We start from the raw sequence: 21838 nt of genomic DNA, 5'->3' as shown, positions 1-21838 counted from the left end.
GGACAACCCCGTGGCGGATGCACCGCAAGAGCCGATTTTCACCTCGGTCGACGACGTGATCGAACGGCTGGCGACCACCGGCTACCTGGCCGACAAGGCCACCGCCACTTCGGTATTCCTTGCCGACCGGCTCGGCAAGCCGCTACTGATCGAGGGACCCGCCGGTGTCGGCAAGACCGAGCTTGCCAGGGCGGTGGCGCAGACCGCGGGCGCCGAGCTGGTTCGCCTGCAGTGCTACGAGGGCGTGGACGAGGCCCGCGCACTCTACGAGTGGAATCACGCCAAGCAGATCCTGCGCATCCAGGCCTCCAGCGAAAACGACTGGGAGGAGACCAAAGCCGACGTCTTCACCGAGGAGTTCCTGCTCTCCCGGCCGCTGCTGACCGCGATCCGGCGCACCGAGCCGACCGTGCTGCTCATCGACGAGACCGACAAGGCCGACGTCGAGATCGAGGGCCTGCTGCTCGAGGTGCTCAGCGACTTCGCGGTCACCGTCCCGGAACTGGGCACCATCGTCGCCGAGCGCAAGCCGTTCGTTGTGCTGACCTCCAACGCCACCCGCGAGCTGTCGGAGGCCCTCAAACGCCGCTGCCTCTACCTGCACCTCGACTTCCCCGACGAGGAGCTGGAGCGCCGCATCCTTGCCAGCAGGGTGCCGGAGTTGTCCGCCGTGGTCGCCGCCCAACTGGTGCGGATCGTGCACGTGCTGCGCGGCATGCAGCTCAAGAAGCTGCCCTCGGTCGCCGAGTCGATCGACTGGGGCCGCACGCTGCTCGCACTCGGGCTCAACGATCTCGACGACAAGACGGTGCGCGCCACCCTCGGTGTCGTGCTCAAACATCAGGCCGACCACCAGCGTGCGGTCGCCGAGCTGAAGCTGGCCTGAGCATGCCTGCGGGACCGGGCCCTGCGGAACTCACGCCGATGAGCGCGCCACACGGATTGCCGGGGCACCTCGTCGGATTCGTCGAGGCTATGCGCACGCGCGGTATTCCGGTGGGTCCCTCGGAGACGGTGGACGCGGGCCGAGTGGTGACCGTGCTCGACCTGATGGACCGCGAGGTATTGCGCGAGGGACTGGCCTGTGCGCTTTTGCGTCGCAACACCCATCGTGCGACCTTCGACGGACTGTTCGATCTGTGGTTTCCGAGCGCGATCGGGGAGCGTACCGGGGTCGAGGACTTGGTCGAGATTCCGAGGACGCCCTCGGGCGAAGTGGATATCCAGGCGGTGCGGGAACTGCTCGCGCAACTGTTGACCGGGGGATCGGCCGAAGCCCAGCTGGAGGCGCTTGCCGCCCAGCTCGTCGATCAGCTCGGCCAGTATCAGTCCGCGAGCCGGTCGTCGTTCTCGGCATATCAGGCATTGAAAGACGTGCAGCCGCAGACCTTGCTCGCCAAGATTCTGGCCGGACTGGTGGCCGGGCCGGATGTCAGCGCGTTCGACACCGAGATCGCCCGCCGCGCCGCGCGCGCCCGCATCGACAAGTTCCGGGCATCGGTGGAAGCGGAGACCCGGCGGCGAGTCGCCGAGCGGATCGGCCGCGAGCGAGTCGCGAGTTATGGTGTCGCCCGTCAAGCCGAGGAGGTCGACTTCCTGCGCGCCTCGGAATCCGAGCTGATCGAAATGCGGCGAAGCACCCAACGGCTCGCGCGCATCCTCGCCTCGCGGCTCGCGGTGCGGCGCAGGCACTCCCGTCGCGGGGAGATCGATATGCGCAAGACGCTGCGCAAGTCGATGTCGACCGGCGGCGTGCCCGTCGACCTGGTGAATCGCAAGCCGCGGCCGGGGCGTCCCGAGCTGGTCCTGCTGTGCGACGTGTCCGGCTCGGTGGCAGGCTTCAGTAACTTCACCCTGTTGATGGTCAGCGCGCTGCGCGAACAATTCTCGCGGGTGCGGATTTTCGCTTTCGTCGACCAGACCGACGAGGTGACGCAGTTCTTCGATCCGCGCACCCAGTTGGACGAGGCGATGACCAGGATCTTCACCGAGTCGGGCGTCGTCGGCATGGACGGACACTCCGACTACGGCCACGCGCTGGCGGGATTCGCCAGAAACTTCCCCGATGCTGTCACCGCCCGCAGTTCACTGCTGATCCTCGGCGACGCGCGCACCAATTACCGCGACCCCGAACTGGAGACATTGCGGTCGCTGGTGCGTACCGCCAAGCACGCGCACTGGCTCAATCCGGAGATGCAAACCAACTGGGGTTCGGGTGATTCCGCCGCCGACAAGTACCGGCAGGTGATCGAGATGCACGAATGTCGCTCCGCCAGCCAGTTGACCGCCGTGGTGTCTCGCCTACTGCCGGTGTGAGAACCCGATGCGGCCTGTGCGACATGCGGCGGTGATCGCCGACGATCCCGCGGTTGATCACTAAGCTGTACCGGCATCGTCTGGGGAGGTACCGCGAATGAAGAAGACCGCAGCCATAGTGGCCGCCGCGTTGGCTGTTGTGCTCACCGCATGTGGATCCACCGAGGAGGCCGGCTCGGCCAACCCGGTACCCAGCACTTCCACCACCACGTCACCGGCGCCCGACTCGACTTGGGGCTTCACCGTGAGCTCGGTGCGTCTGGAAGGCGTGGGCTACAACGTAGATCTGCCGCAGGTGGCCGGTGGAAAAGAAGACGCGCGTACCGAATTCAACAATGGCATGCGCGCGGAAGCGGACAAATTCATCCGGGAAGCCGGGCCGGAAGTCAAGGTCACCGGATTCCGGAGTGAGATCACTCGTATCGGCAGTCACGTGCTCAGCGGCGTGTTGGGGATCGAAGTCGACACCGGCGGCGCGCATCCGGCGACCTTCAAGGCCACCCATGTCACGAACATCGACACCGCGGCGCCGCTCACCCTGCCCGATCTGTTCACCGACTTGCAGCAGGGGCTGAATGTGCTCTCGACGCAGGCGACGGAACTGCTCCCCAAGACTCGGGTCGGAACGAACTTCTACTTCAAGGAAGACCTCGAGCCGAAGGTACAGAACTTCGAGCGCTGGGTGGCGACACCGGCAGGTATGCGCATCTACCTCGGCGAGCTCGCCTCGCATGCGATGGGTTATATCGACCTCACCGTGCCGTGGTCCGCGCTGGAGGGTGTTTTGAAGCCTGGTCTGCTGGCAGTCGTCAGCAGTTGACGGGAGGGAATGCGCGCTGAGCGCACGCTCGCCGACGTCGCGGGCGGGCAACCGTTAAGCTCGGCACTCATGCACGAGACAGGTCGGCGCCGACGCAAGCTGGGGGTGATGGGTGGCACCTTCGACCCCATCCATCACGGTCACTTGGTCGCGGCCAGCGAGGTCGCGAATCGTTTCGACCTGGATGAAGTGATCTTCGTCCCAGCCGGACAGCCCTGGCAGAAGGCCGACAAACAGGTCAGCCCCGCCGAGGATCGCTATCTGATGACAGTGATCGCGACCGCCTCCAACCCGCGATTCTCCGTCAGCAGGGTCGACATCGACCGGGGAAAACCCACGTACACGGTCGACACCCTGCGCGAGATGCGCAGCACCTATCCGGATGCCGAGCTGTACTTCATCACTGGAGCGGATGCTCTGTCCAACATCTTGACATGGCAGGATTGGGCCGAACTGTTCGAACTGGCGAAGTTCGTCGGGGTGAGCCGACCGGGGTATGAGCTGAATGCCGATCATCTCGCGGAACATCTGCGCGACCTGCCGGTCGATGCGGTAACCATGATCGAGGTCCCGGCCTTGGCGATCTCGTCGAGCGAATGCCGTCGCCGCGCGGCCGAGAATCGGCCGGTGTGGTACCTCGTCCCTGACGGGGTAGTGCAGTACATATCTAAGCGGCACCTGTACGTGCCCGCAGAATCGGAAGGTAGCTGAACGTGAGCAAGCGCAGCGAGGTGCAGGCATGAGCGCATCTGTCGAATCGGTAGAGATCGCGCAGGTTGCCGCCCGTGCGGCCGACGAGAAGCTGGCCTCCGACGTGGTGGTGCTCGATGTCTCCGAGCAGTTGGTGATCACCGACTGCTTCGTGATCGCCTCCGCGCCCAACGAGCGGCAGGTGAACGCCATCGTCGACAATATCGAGGAGCGGCTGCGCGAGGCCGGGCACAAGCCCGTGCGGCGCGAGGGTACCCGCGAGGGTCGCTGGGCGCTGCTCGACTACGTCGATGTGGTTGTGCATGTCCAGCACAATGACGAGCGCAATTTCTATGCGCTGGAACGGCTCTGGAAAGACTGCCCGGTGGTCGCGGTGGACGGCCTCGGCGAGCGGAACGTGCCCGTCGCGAGCAATGGCGAATCCGTGAACGGCGAGTCTGAGCGCGGCGAAGCGGGGGACGACGCCGAGTGAGTAGACATGCCGGCGTCCGCACCCTGATCCTGTTGCGGCACGGGCAGACCGAATGGAATGCCTCCGACCGGATGCAAGGTCAGATCGATACCGACCTGACCGAGCTCGGCCGCCGCCAGGCGAAGGAGGCGGCGCGTGAGCTGGTCTCGCGCAACGCCATCGCCATCGTGTCCTCCGATCTGCGGCGCGCTCTCGATACCGCCTCCGCACTTGCCGACCACACCACGGTGCCGGTCGTCAAAGATGCGCGGCTTCGGGAAACCGATCTCGGCGACTGGGAGGGCCTGACCCACCTCGACGTGGACGCCGACTATCCCGGGGCTCGGGTGGCCTGGCGATTGGACGCGGCCTACACCCCGCCCGGCGGCGAGAGCAAGCTCGAGGTCGGCGCGCGGTCACTTCCGGTGGTGCGAGAATTGTTCGCCGACCGGCAGGATTGGCCGGGCCGGACTATCATCCTGGTGGCGCACGGCGGGCTGATCGCCGCCCTCACGGCCGCGCTGCTCGACCTGCCGCCGCGGAACTGGCCTGCCCTTGGGGGTTTGGCCAATACCAGCTGGGTGCAGCTGAGCAGCCACGGCCCGAGCATCGATCAACCCGGCTGGCGCCTGGATGTGTGGAACGCAGCGGCGAAAGTGGCACCCGATGTCCTCTGAAGATCCGATTCGGCAGGTTCCGGACGAACTGTTCCGGCGCGTATCGGCCAAGCCCGAACGGGCTGCCCCCGACGCACTGTTCGGACCCGCGCCGGTGCAGAAGCCTGTCGAACCCGAGGCTGCGGCCGAACCCGAGGCGAGCACAGTGGAATCGGGGCGCGGCACCGCCGAGTCCGATTCCACCGCAGCGGAACCCGCAGCACAGCCGGTGGAGTCTGCGTCCGGCAAGGGCGAATCCGCATCCGGCGGAGTGAAATCCGCCTCCGGAGTTGCCGAGCCGATATCCGGAACTGCCGAGTCGGTGGGAGACGCCGCCCAGTCCGCAGGAGGTCCGGCCGCGCCGCCCGGTGGTGCCGGAGAACCTCCAGGAGGTGCCGATTCCGTACCCGTTGAGACGGATTCGGTCGCTGCTACGGTCGCTGTCGATGCCGACGCACCAGCTCTCGATATCGAGTCTGCCGCGGCAGTGGAATCTGTGCCCGGCGTTGTCGAGCCCGCGGCCGAACCGGCCCGACCGGCTACCAGCGTTGGTGCGCTCACGAACGAGGCCGGGGCACCGGCAGCCGCTGCGGCGGGCAGCGTCGGTTCTGCGGGGTCTGTTGCCACCGCGCTCGGCACAACAGAAGCCGAGTGTCTTGAAGGAGAGTCGGCAGCCTCGGATACTGAGGTTTCCGTTACCGAATCGGGTACAACGGCAGCCGAATCCGGTAGTTCCGTGGATGCGGTCGGCGCTGTTGCGGACTCCGCCGCGGTGGCGAATCAGTCCACGGGGCGGCCGGTATTGCTGGTGATCGCGGATTCGCTGTCCTACTTCGGGCCGAAGGGTGGGTTGGCCGCGGATCATCCGCAGATCTGGCCCAACCTCGTTGGTGCCGAACTCGATTGGGATGTCGAGCTGGTCGGGCGAATCGGCTGGACCTGTCGCGACGGGTACTGGGCGCTGATCGGCGACCCGCGAGTGTGGGCCGCGGTGCCGCGCGCTGGTGCTGTCGTGTTCGCGGTCGGTGGGATGGATACGTTGCCCTCGCCACTGCCGACCGCGTTGCGCGAGTTGATTCGCTACGTGCGTCCGCCCGCCCTGCGGCGCATGGTCCGCGGCACCTACACCTGGCTACAGCCAAAGCTGTCGAGGCTCGGGCGTCCGGTGGCGCTGCCGCCGAAGGTCAGCGTCGATTATCTGGAACAGTCGCGGGAGGCGTTGGCGCACCTGCGACCCGAACTGCCGGTCGTGGCTGTGCTGCCTTCGGTGCACAACTGCACTGCCTACGGGCGCGTGCACTCCGGTCGTGAGCGTGCGGTGAGGGCACTGCGCAAGTGGTCTGCCGAGTCCTCGGTGCCGCTGGTCGATCTCGGCGAAGCGGTGCGCGACAACATCTTCTCTGGTGAGGCCAACCCCGATGGCATCCACTGGGGATGGGCCGGACATACCGCGGTGGCCAATGCGATGGTGAAGACCCTGCAGGAGGTTCGGTAGTTGGCCGTTGTGGTCGTCACCGATTCCTCTGCCAGCCTCCCCGCCGAGCTCGTCGATGAGCTGGATATCGCCGTCGTACCGCTGCACGTCCTGGTGGGCGATCGCGCGATCCGTGAGGGCGTCGATCCCACCGACATCGACTATTCCTCGGACACCGTCACCACCTCGGCGGCCTCGCCCGGCGAACTGCGCGCGGTCTACGAACAGGCACTCGAGCGTAGCGAGGGTGACGGTGTTGTCGCCGTGCATCTTTCGCGCCAGCTCTCGGTGACCTGGGAGGCGGGCAGGCAGGCGGTGCGCGATATGGATGCCGCTGACCGTGTCCGTCTCGTCGACTCGCTCGGCGCGGGCCTGGCTACCGGGCTGCCGGTGCTCGGCGCGGCTCGCCGAGCGCGTGCCGGCGCGGCGCTGGACGTTGTCTACGAGACCGCCGTCGTCGCGTCGAGCCGCTCGCGCAGCTTCATCCTGGTGAACCGCACCGAGCAGCTGCGCCGTGGCGGCCGATTGAGCAGTGCCGCAGCTTTTTTCGGCAGCGAGCTGGTCACCAAACCGCTCCTGCAGATCGTCGAGGGCCGTCTCGAGCTGCGCGAAAAGGTCCGCACCCGCTCCAAGGCATACGCCAAACTCGTTGCGGCAGCGGTCGATGCGGCAGGCAACGACGGCGCAGCCGTGGCCGTGGCCGTCCAACATCTAGGCGCGGAAGATGTCGCCCACACCGTGGCCACCCAACTGCGCGAGCTGATCCCCGGCATCCGCGAACTGATCATCGCCGAATTCGGCCCCGCTCTCGGCGTCCACCTCGGCCCCGGCGCGGTAGGCGTCCTGGTAGTCCCCGGCGGCTGCGGCTGACCACCCGCAGCCCCATACCCAGGCGATTCGAAGGGGGCGTCATCGCCTCCGTGAGTGGTACGCGGCTGCGGCGACACGCCGATGTGTTACTCCGTGGTGTGCCGCTCGTGGGTGGTGCGGCATCTACCATTCCCGGGTGACCGGATACGACCACCTCGATGCGTTCGAGCACCTCGACACTTCGACGCTGCCAGTGCGACAGCAGCGGATTCTCAGCACGATTCGGGACTGTGTTGTGCGGCACGGGTATCCGCCGAACAGTCGGGAGATCGGCGATGCGGTGGGGTTGCGGTCGTCGTCTTCGGTGTCCAAGCATCTGAAGAGCTTGGAGGACAAGGGGTTTCTGCGTCGCAGCGAGACGATGTCGCGGCCGATCGATGTGCGGATGTTTCTGGCTTCGGCCGCGCCGCGGGAGTCCTCCGACGATTCGGTGGCGGTGCCCGTTGTCGGTGATATCGCGGCGGGCAGCCCGATCCTCGCGGAGGAGCACACCGACGACATGATGACCCTGCCGCGTGAACTCGTCGGTCGAGGCACGGTTTTCGGTCTGCGGGTGCGCGGTGACTCGATGATCGACGCCGCCATCTGCGACGGCGACATCGTGGTGATCCGGAAACAGAATGAAGCCCACTCGGGCGAGATCGTCGCCGCGATGATCGACGGCGAGGCCACGGTCAAGGTGTACCGCCGCCGCAACGGCCACGTCTACCTCGAGCCGCGTAACCCCGCTTACTCCGTTATCGACGGTGATGAAGCTGTGGTGCTCGGCAGGGTCGTCTCGGTGATGCGCAGGGTCTGACTGCGGGGCGCGGCAGGCCATGGCGCCGGCCACACTTCGGCGCCGTGGCCGTGAAATTCCTTTGTTCGACGCCGCGACCAGCTGTAGCGTCACTTCGGTTTGCCAACACATCAACCGAAGGAGTCGATGCCGTCATGAAAGCCGTCACCGAACGCGACATCAGGTCGTCGTTCATCAACTGTTCCAAGACCAGCGCCAAGAAGGTCCCGGTACCTCGAGATCTGGACGGTCGTCCATGGGATGACCTGGACTTCTTCGGCTGGGGCGACCCGTCGCTGCCAGGACGTGGCTATCTCGTCGTTCCGCGGGAGGACCGCGTCGTCGGTGTCGCGCTGCGTTACGAAATCGGTGGGTTCGGCCGGGCGCAGATGTGTGCGATCTGCTTGACCACGCACACCAGTAGGGGTGTCTCGTTGATGACCGCGCACAAGGCGGGCGAATCCGGCCGCCGCGGCAACTCGGTCGGCACCTACATGTGCACCGACCTGGCATGTTCGCTGTACGCGCGGGGCAAGCGAACACCCGCGCTCGGCAACCGGTACCGCGAGGACCTCATTTCCGTCGAAACGAAGATCGAGCGCGTTCGGGACAATATGAACGCCTTCATCTCGAGGCTGTACACCTGACCAGACCGACCCCCTGGGCAGCGAGCGCTGCCGACACGAAACGGAGGTAGATGCCATGCGCCGATACTCAGAGACCGGACCACCGACGCACCCCGAGTTCAGCGACAACGCCATAACTCGGGGTGCGCAGGGTTCCTCTCCGGTTGAGACGGCCCGGACCGCACCGGGCCATCCCATCCGGAGAGGAATCTCCAGCGGGAACTCGGCCGCGTGATTGCCGTTGCGGTTCTCGCGTGACTCGAGTCCTACCGGGGCGCGGTCCGCGCCAGTAGGGGCACGTGAATCGCTACGCCGACCGTTGATTCCCGGCCAGGACGGGTGTCCCGGTTTCGGTGAGTCCGGTCAGGGCCTGCGGCAACGGCGCCTGGTGCAGGACGCCGAGGCGCTGGGTAGCGCGGGTGAGGGCGACGTAGAGTTCGGCTGCGCCGCGTGGGCCGTCGGCGATGATCCGTTCCGGTTCCACTACCAGAACGGCATCGAACTCCAGGCCCTTCGTCTCCGACGCCATCACCGTGCCCGGCACACCCGGCGGCCCGATCACGACGCTGGTGCCTTCGCGACCGGCTTCGTTCTGGACGAATTCCTCGATGGCAGTAGCCAGTTCGTCTTCGGTGACGTGCCTGGACCAGGGCTGGACTCCGCATGCTCGGACCGACTCCGGTGGCTGCACCCCGGGCGCGAACTCGGCGAGCAGCGCGGCGGCGACGGTCATGATCTCCGCCGGGGTGCGGTAGTTCACCGTCAGCGACCGGTATATCCAGCGGTTGGGTACGTACGGCGTCATCATCGTGTCCCACGAGGTCGCTCCGGCCGCCGACCGACGCTGGGCGAGATCGCCGACCACCGTGAAGGATTTGCCAGGGCAGCGCCGCATCAGCACTCGCCAGTCCATTTCGGACAGCTCTTGGGCTTCGTCGACCACGACGTGCCGGTAGGTCCAATCCCGGTCCGCGGCAGCGCGTTCGGCGAGCTCCCGGGTGTCGCGCTCGAGGAAGCGATCCGCGAGGTCTTCGGCGTAGAGCAGATCCGTGGCGAACAGGTGGTCCTCGTCGTCCATCATGTCCTCGCGGCCGACCATGTTGTCCAGTACCGCGGTGGCGTACGCGGCCTCGGCCTTGCGTTCCCGCTCGGCAGTCTGATCGGCGGGCTTGTCGCGGCCGAGCAGGTCGACCAGTTCGTCGAGCAGCGGCACGTCCGACACCGTCCAAGCCTCGCCATCGGCGCGTGACAGCACCTCGTCCGCGCCAGCCGCGCGTAGCCGCTCCGGTGACGAATACAGCTGTGCCAGTAGCTTTTCCGGCGTCAGGATCGGCCAAAGCGCGTCGAGTGCGGCAGTGAACGCGTCGTGGTCGGCGAGCTCCTCGAGCAGGTTCTCCCGCAGCTGCTCCCATGCTTCGCGGTCCGCCCTGGTCAGCCAGCCGCGGCCGATCCTGGCTATCGCCCGTTCGGTGAGCGCGAAGGTGAGGATCTCACTGAACACCGCGCGGGCATCGTTGTGCGGCAGCTTGCTCGCTCGTGCCTCCTCCCTGGCCCACTGCGCGGTCTCGGCGTCGATGCGCACCGTGACGTCCGACAGTTCGATCGGCAGCGGATCCTCGGGTAGCCGCTGCCGATCGGCGACCGCCGCCGTGAGCATGTCCAGGATCTTCAGCGAGCCCTTGAGCCGCGCGGCTTCGGGGGTGTCCTCGGCGGTGACACGCAGACCGGGCACGAGGTCGCCTGCGGTGGTGAACACCACGTTGGTCTCGCCGAGCGACGGCAGCACGCGACCGATGTGGTTCAGGAACGCGGGGTTGGGTCCGACCACGAGCACACCCTGGCGTTCCATCCGCTCCCGCTGCGTGTAGAGCAGGTATGCGACACGGTGCAGCGCCACCACGGTCTTGCCGGTGCCAGGGCCACCCTCGATTACCAGCACGCCGGGGTGATCGAGCCGGATGATCTCGTCCTGCTCGGCTTGGATCGTCGCCACGATGTCACCCATCCCGGCACCGCGCGGCGCGTTGACCGCCGCGAGCAGGGCCGCGTCCCCACCCTCGTCACCGTCGGGGCGGCCGAGCACCTCGTCGGTGAAATCGACCACGTGACGCCCGCGGGTGTGGAACTGGCGGCGGCGCCGCATGCTCTCCGGGGTCGCGGCCGTGGCGACGTAGAACGCGCGCGACGCGGGCGCCCGCCAATCCAGTAACACCGGTTCGAACTCGTTCTCCTCGTCGAAGAGGCCGATCCGGCCGATGTAGGAATGCTCTCCGGAAAGGGCGTCCAACCGACCGAAACACAGCCCGTTGTCCGCCACGTCCAGCCGTTTAACCTCCTTGGCCAGTGCGCGCGCATGAAACTCCCGATCCATGGCTGTCCCGTCTCTGCCGCGCAACGCCGCGCTGTACTCGCCCTTTACTCGCGCGCGCTCGGCGTCGAGCCGCGTGTAGAGCCCGGCCACGTAGCTCCGCTCGGACCGCAATTCGTCTTCGTGTCCCTGGGTTGACATGTGCCCCTTACTTTTTTTCCTGGCTCGACGGTCTCGTGTGGTTCATGCGGAGACGGGCGGCATTTCCTTCGGTCTGGCTTAGGCCAGCCATTTTGCGGCACCACCCGGGTCTTGCCGCAAGCCCCCCTGTGCGCTATAAGTTGAGAGTGGAAGGAGTGGATATCCTCCTACTATTCGCGCCGCACGTCACGTGGCGCTTTGTCTGGGCGAAACCCCCGCCAGGACGGGTGTCGGAGTCGGCCGTCACCGGTCCATTCGGCAAACGAAACTTCACCGACGACCCGCGGTTCGAGCCAGACAGCATCCCGCACGTCGGCGTCGACGGTCGGTGTTTTGCGTTGCAGCGGTTGAAGTTTGGTCCGAAGCTCATCGAGAATTCCTTGTGTGAAGCCGGTGCCGACGTTGCCGATATAGGTGAGTTTTCCGCTGGAGTCGTGAACGGCCATCAGAAGCGAGCCGATGTGGCCGGCCCGGCGACCGGTTCCCGGCCGCCAACCGACGATCACTACTTCTTGGTCGAGTACGTTCTTGACCTTTGTCCAAAGCGGACTCCGTCGGCCGGGCAGGTAGGGGCTATCGAGTCGCTTGCAGACGATGCCTTCGAGCCCCAATTTCTTCGACTCGGCCAGTAGTTCGGTTCCGGTGCCGTGCAACCGGGGCGGTACGTGCCAGTGCGGGCCGTCGAGGCCGAGCTGTTCCAGCAGTTCGCGACGCTGCCGGTAGGGCAGGTCGATCAGCGATCGATCGCCGATGTGTAGCAGGTCGAAGATCATGTACGTGACCGGGATGTGCTCGGCGAGAGCTCGGATCTTGGCGGGGTTGCGCTGGTGCATCCGCGGTTGCAGGGCCTCGAACGAGGACCGTCCGTCGGCGGAGAAGGCGACGATTTCGCCATCGACGACGAATCGGGGGTCCGCCGGTGCGATCTGCGCGATCTCGGGCCACGCCGCGGTGATGTTCTTGTCGTTGCGGGACACCAGCCGAAGTTTGTCGTCGATGTAGCCGATTGCGCGAATGCCATCGAATTTGACCTCGTAGGCCCAGCCGAGGTCGTCGCTGGGGAGGGCGCCCGCCGTCGCCAGCATCGCCGCATAGTGCGGCAGTCCTGTCACACCTGCCTCGCCGACATCGCCGGTCCCTTCGTGAACTCGAACGCCGCGCTGGCAAATCCCTTGAATAGTACCGACCGGTCTGACTGAAATGGCTCGATCGACGGCCGTTCGCGGCACGGTTTTCCACAGGGCCGCAGTTATCAACAGGCCTGTCGAATCCCCAGCTCAGCGCGGATCCTGGCCGGGCGAATCGCACTACCGTCGCCGTCATGTCACGACACGACGAACACGAGCGGATTCGACAGCGCCTCCGGGCGCTGACGATCGGAGTCGGCGCGAGCAGGGCAGCGGGGGTTGTTCGCGATACGGAACCCGTGACATTGCGGCACGGGTTTCTGCCCGGCCCTCGAAGCGTCCGGAGGTCGGGCGGTACCGGATTGGTGGATGGTGTCCCGCGATCGGTCAGTGCGGCGAGCGGGAGCTCGGTGCGGTCGGGGAGCGGTGAGTCGTCGGGAAAGGAGGGGGTGTCGGAGAGAGACGGGAGTGTCGAGTGGTCCGGGAACGAGAAGCCGCCCCGGAAGGGAAGCGCGTCGAAGGGAGCCGGGCGGGCAGGAAGTGTTGGGCGGTCGGAGAGTGCCGGGGTGCTCGATAGGGGAGGGCGATCGGAGCCGCGGGCACGGTCGGGGAGTGGGGAGCGGTCCAGAGAAGGGGAGTTGTCGGAAATGGTGGGGAGGGCGGGAAGTGTTGAGCGGCTGGGGGATGGGGAGCGGCCGCAGCAGGGGGAGCTGTCGGAGACGGCGCGAGGTGTGGAGCGGTCGGACAGTGATGGGGGGTCGAGTGAGAGTGAATGGTCGGAGAACGACGAGCGGCCGGAAGTGCCTGCGTGGGTGCAGAGTTCAGAGTCACTGGGTGCCGCCGAATGGGCGAGCCTTCAGCGGGCGGGGGTTGTCGGGATGTCGGAAAAGCGTGCTCGGGTAAAGAATTCGGGCCGACGGGGGATAGTCGAACGGTCGGGGAACGTCCATCGGGCGGGCGGTGGCGATCCCTTCGACGATGGCGAGGAAGCGGCAGGCCGCGAGTGGTCGGCGAGCATCGGGTTGCGTGAGGTCGGGGGGCGAGCGGAGAGTCCCGAGTCGCCACCGGATTCGGACCCATCGGGTGCGCTGCGGCGATCGGGAGAGGCCGGGGTCGAGCAGCTGGGGCGGACCGGGGCGGCTGATGGCGGGCGATGGAATGACGACCGGTTGCCGTCGAATGGTGTGGAATCGGGTGGGTTCGGCGGCGATCGCGACCTGGTGGTTGGGGTCGGTGAGGTGCGGGCGCCGGGTTGGTTGGACGAGGTGAGCGGCGGCTCGGCGTGGCGGGATCGGCTTGTGCCGGAGAGGTTTCGGGGTACCCGATTCGATCCGGGGTGGCGGGGCGCGGTGACCTTGACGCTAGTGGGGCTTGCGGCGATCGCCGTGGCGACAGTGGTGGTGTTGCGGGAACGACCGGTCGCGCAACAGGTTCCACCATTGCCCGCCGTGCGTACGACCGTCGCTGCCGCTGGGGTGCGCCCGTCGAGCGCGACCGGTGTGCCGAGTGTGGCCGCGGCACCCGGCGCGATGCCGGGACCACCGGAGGGCGTTGCGACCGCCGAATTGGTGGTCAGCGTGGTCGGTTTGGTGCACAACAGTGGACTGTTGCGGATACCGAGCGGATCCCGGGTGGCCGACGCCATCGCGGCAGCGGGTGGTGTGCGGGACGGCGCTGATCTGAGCGGGCTCAACCTGGCCCAACGCTTGCAGGACGGCGATCAAGTGCTGGTCGGAGCGCCCGGTCCGAAACCTGGACCGCCGCAATTGGGCAGTACCACCGTCAGCGCCGCCGGTCGCGCCCCGGGCGCCGCCGCTCCTCGTTCGGGTTCCGCACCGTCCCCCTCCGTGACGGCCCGCATCGATCTCAACACCGCGGCCGAGCTCGATCTCGATGCCCTGCCCGGTCTCGGCCCGGTCACCGCCCGCGCAATCATAGCCTGGCGCACCAAGAACGGCCGCTTCACCGATATCGAACAACTCGGCGAGGTCGAAGGCATCGGCCCTACTCGGCTCGCGCGCTTGCGTGGGTTGGTGAAGGTATGAGGCTCGGTTGGGTTTTGCTGGTCGGTCGGGTCTTGCTGGGTGATCGGTCAACCGCGGGCGTGCGTACAAACAGCTACGCGCTGATGGTGTTGGTTGATCGCGCAGTGCCCCGCGGAACTCGTGCGGGCGTCGAGCCAGCAGTGAGCCTCAGATGAGCAATCGAGGTCTGGACGACCGGAGGAGCGGGAGCGGCAGGGCGGTTTCCGTTCCCGCCGAACAGGTTTGGCACGAGCTGGTGCGGTCTCTGCGGTCTCGGCTTCGTGATGCATCGCGGCTGGGTAGCGGGCGGCGCGTTGGTGGTCTGTCTCGGGCCGGCGGCCGGAAAGGTACGGAGGCGGGCGGCGGCAGGGAAGGCGTGGAAGGGGCGCAGGTGCTCGATGCACGGCTGCTGCCTGCGACGCTGTGTTGTTGGGGGGCAACGATTATGGCTGTCGCCGGTGGGTGGGTCGCTGGGCTGGCGCTGGCCGTGGGATTGCTGGTGCTGGCCATCGGGCTGTGGGTGGTGCTGTTGTGGTCGATTGCGCATCGCAGTGAACGGTGGCGGGTTGTCGCGGTGGTTGCGCTTGCCGCGGTGCTTCTCGGTGTGGGGTTCACGGTCGCGGGGGCTTGGCGTGAATATCGGGTGTCCACGCATCCGTTGCGGACGGCGATCGGTGGGTCGGTGGGGGTCGTTGCGACGCCGACCGATGACCCGAAACCGGTGCGGGCCAATTCGTTCGCGGGAGAGCCGCGGTGGACGGTGCGGGCGGAATTACGTGAGTTCCGGCGGGGCGAGACGACAGTGCGGGCCGGTGGGGTAGTGGTGATTCTCGCCTCGGGCGAGGACTGGGCGCTGCTGTTGCCTGGACGGCCGGTGGAATTCCGTGCGCGAGTGGATCAGCCGTGGCAACGCGATCTCACTGTCGCTACTTTGCGCGCGTCGGGGCCGCCGGTCGCGGTCGGCCCGCTGCCGTGGTGGCAACGCGTGGCGGCCTCGGTGCGCAAGGATTTCGCCGCCGCCGCGTCCCGTGCACTGCCGGCCGAGCAGGCCGGGCTATTGCCCGCGCTCGTCGTGGGGGACACCTCGGTATTGCCCGATGAGGTGCGTGACGAGTTCACTATCGCCGGACTGCAACATCTTTGCGTAGTCAGCGGTGCCAACTTCACGATTCTGCTCTCGGTGGTGTTGCTCGTTGTGCGGCTGCTCACCCTCGGCCCGCGTCTCGCCGCCACGATCGCGGCGGCGGCGTTGCTCATGTTCGTTGTGATGGCGAGACCGGACCCCAGTGTGCTGCGGGCCGGGGCGATGGGCGCGATCACCTTGTTGGCGTTGGTCACCGGCCGCAGGAAGCAAGCGTTGCCCGCACTGTGTACCGCTGTGCTCGGATTGCTCGCGGTGTGGCCGGAACTCGCGGTGCGAGCTGGGTTCGCACTGTCGGTGATCGCCACGGCAGGGCTGATCCTCCTTGCGCCGAGCTGGGCCGATTGGCTGCGCGCTCGCGGCTGGTGGCGCGTCCCTGCCGAAATCGTGGCGGTGTCGGCAGGTGCGTTCGTGGTGACCACCCCGCTCATGGTCGCGTTGACCGGACGGCTCAGTCTTGTGGCAATCGTCGCGAATGTCCTTGTCGCACCGGTTGTCGCGCCGATCACGGTGATCGGCGCGGCCGGCGCCGTGCTGTCATGCATCTGGCACCTACCGGCAGAACTGCTCCTTCGTTGTGTGGGACCTCCGATGTGGTGGCTGCTGATGGTCGCGGAACGCGCGGCGGAGCTACCGGGCGCGGCCATCGAGGTTCGCGGTGGGTTGCTCGGCGGCTCGATCACCGCCGCGATCGTCGCGACGATCGTCTGGTCCCTGCGCTCCGCGACCGTCCGCCGGCTCACGGCCGCAATCGTTCTCGGGATGGCGGCCGTCCTGATCCCAGTCCGGATCTGGCACCCATGGTGGCCGCCTCCCGGTTGGGTACTTGCCGCCTGCGACGTCGGACAGGGCGACGGCCTGGCGCTGTCGATAGGCGACGGCGCGGCGATAGTGATCGACGTAGGGCCGGAACCCCGAGCCATCCGCACCTGCCTCGACCGCCTCCACATCACCCGAATCCCGCTCCTGGTTCTGACCCACCCACACGCCGACCACATAGGCGGCCTCACCGGCGCCCTCCAAGGACGTTCGGTCGCAGCCCTGGCCGTCGGTCCGGGCGAACTCCCCGCGGTACCCGGTCTGCGCTACGTCGACATCACCGCTCGTGACGCCGCAATCGACAACGCCGCCATTTCACCGGAACCGACGGCTGACCCGCGTGTTTCGACGGCTGATCCGCACGTCTCGACGACGGACCCGTATAGCCCGACAACAGATCCGCCCGTCTCGACGGCCGGCGCGCACGTCGTGGTCACTGAGCCGAATTCCACGATGGTCGAGCGGCCCGCTCCGACGGCTGGTCCGCCCGCCGCGAGGGGCGGCTCGGGTGCCGCAGCCGATGGGCCGGGGCAGGTGGCGGCCGCCGTGGCGCGGGCCAGGATTCCTGTTCTCGAACTGTCGGCGGGACACGTAATGGGTTTCGGCGCAGTTGAATTGACGGTGCTCGCACCGACCGCGACTGCGCGCATTCCTGCGGGCAGTGCCGCGGCCGACGACGCCAACGACCGGTCGATCGTCATCGCCGCGACCACACCCGCTGGTCGAATTCTGCTCACCGGTGACATCGAGGCTCCCGCCCAGCATCGCCTACTGAACTCCGGTGCCCCCGTACAGGCCGACATCCTGAAGGTCCCCCATCACGGATCACGAACCACCGCACTGGAATTCCTGGCCGCCGTCCGCCCACGCGTCGCCATAGTCAGCGTCGGCGCGGACAACACCTTCGGTCACCCGAACCGGGACGTCCTATCCGAGCTTCAGATGACAGGGGCTGTAGTCGCTCGTACCGATGCTCATGGCGAGGTGATTGTCACCGGAGACGGGGTGCTATCCCGCGTACTGACCTCGCGCGCGGGCCGACCACGACAGTGATCGCATCTACCGGTTATTGCGATGCGACCTTCGCGCGCGAGTCGGAACTCTTGATCGCACCGGAGTGATCGCTGCGCCTGGCGTAGTGGCTCGGGCTGTCGGGGGCGGACCGTAGGATCGGGCGCGTGAGCGAGCGTGGCGAACGATCCATGGGTGTCGCGCCGTCGGGCGCGCTGGAGCCGGGTGTCGGCGTGCGGCCGCGAACCAGCTCGCAGTATGTGTCGAGGATGACGGAGCCGAGCGAGGAGGAGTTGTGAGCGAGCGGGCCACATCGGTGCATTTGGTGCTCGGCGAGGAAGAGTTGCTGATCGAGCGCGCGGTCGCGGAGATCGCCGCGCGGGTTCGGGCGACCGCCGCGGATGGGGATGCGGTGCCGGTCGATCGGCTGCGGGCAGGGGATGCCAGCACGGCTGAGCTTGCCGAGTTATTGAGCCCCTCACTGTTCGCCGAGGAGCGTTTGATCGTGCTGGAGTCGGCGGCCGAGGCGGGTAAGGACGCGGTCGCGGTGATTACCGAGGCTGCCGGGGACCCACCCGAGGGCTCGGTTCTGGTGGTGCTGCACTCTGGGGGCGGTCGAGCCAAGGCATTGGCACCCGCCCTGCAGAAGCTGGGCGCCGAGGTGCACAACTGCGCGAAGCTGAACAAGGGGGGCGAGCGAGTCGAATTCGTGCGCAACGAGTTCCGTGCCGCAGGGGTGCGGGTGTCCGCCGAGGTCGTCCAGGTGATGCTGGAGGCGGTCGGTTCCGAACTGCGTGAGCTCGCCGCAGCGTGTTCGCAGCTCGCCGCCGACACCGGCGGCAAGATCGATGTCGCCGCGGTGCGCCGCTATTACTCCGGCAAGGCCGAGGTGTCCGGTTTCGATGTCGCCGAGCTCGCGGTGGCGGGCGACCGTCCCGGGGCCATGGAGGCACTGCGCTGGGCCAATGATCGCGGCGTCCCGCACGTCCTGCTCGCCGACGCGCTCGCCGACTCCGTGCACACCATCGCCCGCGTCGGCTCCGCGGGCCGCGGCGACCCATTCAAGCTGGCCCAGCAACTGGGCATGCCGCCATGGAAGGTGAAGAAGGCCCAAGCTCAGGCCCGCGGCTGGAGCTCCGCCACCATCGGCTCCGCCCTCCAGATAGTCGCCGCATTGAACGCCGACGTCAAAGGCGGCGCGGCCGACGCCAACTACGCCCTGGAACACGCCCTCACCCGAATCCTCGACCTCTATTCGGCAGGCTGACCAACGGGCTTTCCTCGCGTGCGGGGTTACCGACTCGTGCTTGTCGCACACCGCGATATCGTGCTCTCCTACGGCTGGGACGCGACCGACTTCCCGCGCACCGTCGACCCGTCCGACATTCGCCGCGAGGTGCGCGCCGCCGTCGGAATGACGGGCCCGACCGCACCATAGAACGCTCCGTCCAGAACACCCGACATCGGCCTGACGTCCGAGACGTCCGCACCTCGACCACCGAATCGGTAACTTCCCACACCGGATGTCGGCAAGCTGGTCGACAGCACCATCACCGGCGACACCAAATCTGGTGAACGCTTACGGCGACGCGATGTCACGGCACCGAACCCAGGACAGCGGTCCGCGGCGGTGCAAGCCATGCCTGCACCGCCGCGGACCGGGTCGAGCTCAGTCGCGCCCTTGCACCTTCAGATCGCCGAAGGTCACACTCTGGGTCATCGGCCTGGCCAGGAACTCGTGCGGGAAGCCGAGGTCGATGGCGCTGGCCTGCTCGAGCCGAGCCACCTGCTCGACGTCGAATTCGACGTCGAGCGCACCGAGGTTGTCCTCGAGCTGTGCGGCGGTGCGGGCACCGATGATCGGCGCGGTAACTGCGGGGTTGCGCAGCGTCCATGCGAGTGCAACTTGCGACGGTGTCTTACCCAGTTGCGCCGCAACCTCTTTCACCACATCGGCGATGGCGAGACCACGCTCGGTGAGCGAGCCGTTCGCGGCGGCCACGTTCTTGCGCGAACCCTCCGGTGATGCCGCCGCGTCGTGCTCCAGATCGGCGCTGCTGTACTTGCCGGTGAGCACGCCGCTGGCCAGCGGCGACCAGGGGACCACTCCGAGACCCATTTCCTGTGCCATCGGAATGAGATCGCGCTCGACGGTCCGCTCGATCAGGCTGTATTCGATCTGGAGCGCGATCAGCGGTGACCAGCCGCGCAGGTCGGCGATCGCCTGCATGCGGGAAACCTGCCAGGCGGGCGCGTCGGATATGCCGACATAGAGCACCTTGCCCGCGCGGACCAGATCGTCCATCGCGCGCAGGATCTCCTCGACCGGGGTGAGGAAGTCCCAGGCGTGCAGGTACAGCACGTCGATGTAGTCGGTGTTCAGCCTGCGCAGGCTCGCCTCCACCGAGGCGAACATGCTCTTGCGGTGGTTGCCACCCGAGTTGGGGTCGCCCGCGCGGCGCAGCATCGTGTATTTGGTTGCCAGCACAAGGCTTTCGCGGTTGTCCGCGGTGAACTCGCCGAGCAGTTGCTCTGAGGTGCCGTTGGTGTACTGGCTGGCGGTATCGATGAAATTGCCGCCACGGTCCACATAGGTGTCGAAAATCTTGCGGGCTTCGTCCTTGTCGGCGCCCCAGCCCCAGTCGGCGCCGAAGGTCATGGTGCCAAGGGACAGCGGGGATACTCGCAGCCCCGAGCGGCCGAGCAGGCGGTAGTTGTCGAGGGTGAGGCCTGCGGACATGTCGGGCTCCTGTCGTCGTTTGGTTCGTAAGCCAGTCTGGGACGACGCGAGGCGGACGATAAGGGAAGGTTTTTCCTGGGAAAGCCGGTACCACCCAGCCGTAGGATCGAGGGCGATGACTGGCACGGTGAACACGACACAGGAACTGGCGGCCTTCCTGCGGGCCAGGCGGGAGCGCCTTACCCCCGGCGATCTCGGGCTGCCCCAGCGCAAGCAGGCACGCCGCACGCCCGGCCTGCGGCGCGAGGAGGTCGCCGAATTGGCAGGGGTCAGTATCGATTACATCGTTCGGCTGGAGCAGGGGCGCGGTTTACGTCCGTCCGCGGACGTGCTGGAGGCCCTCTCACGCGCGCTGCGGCTGGATACCGACGAGCGCACCTATCTGTTCGACCTGGCCAAGCAGCGTCAGCCAGACACCGGCAAACCGAGCACGGTGCCCGCCGCGGCCCTGGTCATGCTTGTCGAGGATCTCTCGCCGCTGCCTGCCATGCTCGTCAACCATCGCTACGACATTTTGGCGTGGAACCGGGAAATGGCCAGGTTGATACTTGATTTCGACACCTTGCCGCCGGGGCAGCGCAACTCGATGTGGCTGTGTCTGATGCACCCGGATATGCGCGAGTTCTACGCCGACCGGGAACGGATCATCCGGGAGGGCATCGCCGATCTACGGGCGGCACGGGCGGCGCATCCCGACGATCAGGCCCTCGCGGACCTGATAGCCGAGTTCACCCGCAGCGAGGAGTTCGCGCGGGCCTGGGACCGACATGATGTCCGGGTCAACGGCCGCGGCAGTAAGCCGCTGCGGCATCCGGTGGTGGGGCCTTTGGTCGTCAACTATGAAGTGCTGATGCCGATCCAGGACCCCGACCAGCGGATCATCATCTACCGCGCCGCGGATGCCGATTCCCAAACGGCGCTGGACCGGTTGGTCGAGTCCTGAGCTCTACTCGACGGAGGCGAGGGTGAGCTCTTCTTCCTCGTCGGACTCCTCGTAGCGGCCGTCCCAGTCCTCGAAGAACGGCACATCGTCCTCGCGGGTGACGATCCACTCCAGCGAGTACGCACCGTCACCGGCGGGAACCATGAGGTTCTCGATCTTCAGGCCGATCTGGAGGACGTCGGCAGCCTGGATGACAGCGGGCAGGTCCTCGGACCGAACCACTGTCTGGTTGGCATACAACGTGATGGTGTTGCGGTCGCCGTCCAACGGTAACTCCAATCATTAGTGAACACATTGCTCACGAGTGCCCTCGCCCGGCCGACATTACCGCCGATTCGGAGGACGCCGGGCATTTGCCCGAAACCGTTCACGCGCCATTCGCCTGTCCGGGCTCGTCCTCGGATCATGCCGATCGGGCACGACAAAAGCCGCCGTGGTCATCGAGGCCACGGCGGCTGCGTCAATAGCGAACTCCGGTATCTTGCGATACCGGAGGATCAGATCTTGTTGAGGGCCAGCGCGAGGGCCGACTTCTTGTTGGCGGCCTGGTTGGCGTGGATGACGCCCTTCGAGGCGGCCTTGTCCAGCTTGCGGCTGGCGAACTGCAGCTGCTCGGCAGCCTTGTCCTTGTCGCCCGCGGCCGCGGAATCGCGGAAGCTGCGGATCGCAGTGCGAAGAGCGGACTTGACCGACTGGTTGCGCTTGCGCGCCGCCTCGTTGGTACGGATCCGCTTCATCTGGGACTTGATGTTGGCCACGCCGGTTTCCTCGTGTTCCTGTCGCTGAGTGGACTGTGCTGAAAAGTTCGCGAGCGTGCGACAC

Annotated in this window: 21 protein-coding genes; 16 read left to right on the top strand and 5 right to left on the bottom strand. The window is 66.8% G+C overall.

Translation table 11 applies throughout. The features are described from left to right. Positions 1–10 precede the first annotated feature (10 nt). The 10 genes from ACLMAJ_RS25285 (at position 11) to ACLMAJ_RS25240 (ending at position 8723) form a co-directional block, all read left to right on the top strand. Positions 11–886, top strand: a complete 876-nt coding sequence (locus tag ACLMAJ_RS25285) for an AAA family ATPase (RefSeq protein ID WP_412016312.1) — start codon at positions 11–13, stop codon at positions 884–886. Between the two features lie 38 nt (positions 887–924). Further along, positions 925–2316, top strand: a complete 1392-nt coding sequence (locus tag ACLMAJ_RS25280) for a vWA domain-containing protein (RefSeq protein ID WP_412016311.1) — start codon at positions 925–927, stop codon at positions 2314–2316. Between the two features lie 97 nt (positions 2317–2413). Next, positions 2414–3136: an RsiV family protein gene (locus ACLMAJ_RS25275; RefSeq protein ID WP_412016310.1), complete on the top strand. Its 723-nt coding sequence runs from the start codon at positions 2414–2416 to the stop codon at positions 3134–3136. Between the two features lie 69 nt (positions 3137–3205). Further along, a complete protein-coding gene (gene nadD, locus ACLMAJ_RS25270; RefSeq protein WP_412016309.1) occupies positions 3206–3847 on the top strand; it encodes a nicotinate-nucleotide adenylyltransferase in 642 nt (213 codons plus the stop codon). A gap of 28 nt (positions 3848–3875) precedes the next feature. Further along, a complete protein-coding gene (gene rsfS / locus ACLMAJ_RS25265) occupies positions 3876–4319 on the top strand; it encodes a ribosome silencing factor (RefSeq protein WP_412016308.1) in 444 nt (147 codons plus the stop codon). Next, positions 4316–4975: a histidine phosphatase family protein gene (locus ACLMAJ_RS25260; protein ID WP_412016307.1), complete on the top strand. Its 660-nt coding sequence runs from the start codon at positions 4316–4318 to the stop codon at positions 4973–4975. The genes rsfS and ACLMAJ_RS25260 overlap by 4 nt, the downstream gene beginning before the upstream one ends. Positions 4976–5726: 751 nt before the next feature. After that, positions 5727–6449 carry a diglucosylglycerate octanoyltransferase gene (gene octT, locus ACLMAJ_RS25255; protein ID WP_412016439.1) on the top strand — a complete coding sequence of 241 codons (723 nt, stop codon included), beginning with the start codon at positions 5727–5729 and terminating at the stop codon, positions 6447–6449. Then, the gene (locus ACLMAJ_RS25250) at positions 6450–7298 is read left to right on the top strand and encodes a DegV family protein (RefSeq protein ID WP_412016306.1); all 849 of its coding nucleotides are present in this window, start codon (positions 6450–6452) and stop codon (positions 7296–7298) included. Between the two features lie 136 nt (positions 7299–7434). Then, positions 7435–8097 carry a transcriptional repressor LexA gene (lexA, locus tag ACLMAJ_RS25245; protein WP_412016305.1) on the top strand — a complete coding sequence of 221 codons (663 nt, stop codon included), beginning with the start codon at positions 7435–7437 and terminating at the stop codon, positions 8095–8097. Between the two features lie 134 nt (positions 8098–8231). After that, positions 8232–8723, top strand: coding sequence for an FBP domain-containing protein (locus ACLMAJ_RS25240; RefSeq protein ID WP_412016304.1), 492 nt, complete (start codon positions 8232–8234; stop codon positions 8721–8723). A gap of 286 nt (positions 8724–9009) precedes the next feature. On the opposite strand, the gene helR is transcribed toward ACLMAJ_RS25240, so the two are convergent. Together helR and ligD are read right to left on the bottom strand one after the other, a co-directional pair. Next, the gene (helR, locus tag ACLMAJ_RS25235) at positions 9010–11211 is read right to left on the bottom strand and encodes an RNA polymerase recycling motor ATPase HelR (RefSeq protein ID WP_412016303.1); all 2202 of its coding nucleotides are present in this window, start codon (positions 11209–11211) and stop codon (positions 9010–9012) included. Between the two features lie 170 nt (positions 11212–11381). After that, positions 11382–12323 (bottom strand): non-homologous end-joining DNA ligase, encoded by a 942-nt coding sequence (gene ligD, locus ACLMAJ_RS25230; protein WP_412016302.1) that lies wholly within the window; start codon positions 12321–12323, stop codon positions 11382–11384. Positions 12324–13216: 893 nt separating this feature from the next. Between ligD and ACLMAJ_RS25225 the strand changes: the two genes are divergently transcribed. The 5 genes from ACLMAJ_RS25225 (at position 13217) to ACLMAJ_RS25205 (ending at position 18771) form a co-directional block, all read left to right on the top strand. Beyond that, a complete protein-coding gene (locus ACLMAJ_RS25225) occupies positions 13217–14383 on the top strand; it encodes a ComEA family DNA-binding protein (RefSeq protein WP_412016301.1) in 1167 nt (388 codons plus the stop codon). 424 nt (positions 14384–14807) lie between these two features. Then, the gene (locus ACLMAJ_RS25220) at positions 14808–17375 is read left to right on the top strand and encodes a ComEC/Rec2 family competence protein (RefSeq protein ID WP_412016300.1); all 2568 of its coding nucleotides are present in this window, start codon (positions 14808–14810) and stop codon (positions 17373–17375) included. 125 nt (positions 17376–17500) lie between these two features. Then, entirely contained in the window at positions 17501–17632 is a 132-nt protein-coding gene (locus tag ACLMAJ_RS25215) for a hypothetical protein (protein WP_412016299.1), read from the top strand. Next, a complete protein-coding gene (holA, locus tag ACLMAJ_RS25210) occupies positions 17629–18600 on the top strand; it encodes a DNA polymerase III subunit delta (RefSeq protein WP_412016298.1) in 972 nt (323 codons plus the stop codon). The genes ACLMAJ_RS25215 and holA overlap by 4 nt, the downstream gene beginning before the upstream one ends. A 36-nt stretch (positions 18601–18636) precedes the next feature. After that, on the top strand, positions 18637–18771 hold the full coding sequence (locus ACLMAJ_RS25205; protein WP_412016297.1) for a hypothetical protein: 135 nt from the start codon (positions 18637–18639) through the stop codon (positions 18769–18771). A 231-nt stretch (positions 18772–19002) separates the two neighbouring features. Here the strand turns inward: ACLMAJ_RS25205 and ACLMAJ_RS25200 are convergent, their stop codons facing one another. Beyond that, entirely contained in the window at positions 19003–20073 is a 1071-nt protein-coding gene (locus tag ACLMAJ_RS25200; protein ID WP_412016296.1) for an aldo/keto reductase, read from the bottom strand. Positions 20074–20188: 115 nt separating this feature from the next. Here ACLMAJ_RS25200 and ACLMAJ_RS25195 point away from each other — a divergent pair, with 115 nt between their 5' ends. Beyond that, on the top strand, positions 20189–21016 hold the full coding sequence (locus ACLMAJ_RS25195; RefSeq protein ID WP_412016295.1) for a helix-turn-helix domain-containing protein: 828 nt from the start codon (positions 20189–20191) through the stop codon (positions 21014–21016). Positions 21017–21019: 3 nt separating this feature from the next. Here the strand turns inward: ACLMAJ_RS25195 and ACLMAJ_RS25190 are convergent, their stop codons facing one another. Together ACLMAJ_RS25190 and rpsT are read right to left on the bottom strand one after the other, a co-directional pair. Continuing rightward, positions 21020–21295, bottom strand: a complete 276-nt coding sequence (locus ACLMAJ_RS25190; protein ID WP_412016294.1) for a hypothetical protein — start codon at positions 21293–21295, stop codon at positions 21020–21022. Positions 21296–21513: 218 nt separating this feature from the next. Beyond that, positions 21514–21774, bottom strand: a complete 261-nt coding sequence (gene rpsT, locus ACLMAJ_RS25185; protein ID WP_412016293.1) for a 30S ribosomal protein S20 — start codon at positions 21772–21774, stop codon at positions 21514–21516. Positions 21775–21838 lie beyond the last annotated feature (64 nt).

The organism is Nocardia arseniciresistens, assembly GCF_046764875.1.
In the GTDB taxonomy this organism is placed as follows: Bacteria; Actinomycetota; Actinomycetes; order Mycobacteriales; family Mycobacteriaceae; genus Nocardia; species Nocardia arseniciresistens.
This window is presented reverse-complemented; position numbering and strand designations above follow the sequence as displayed.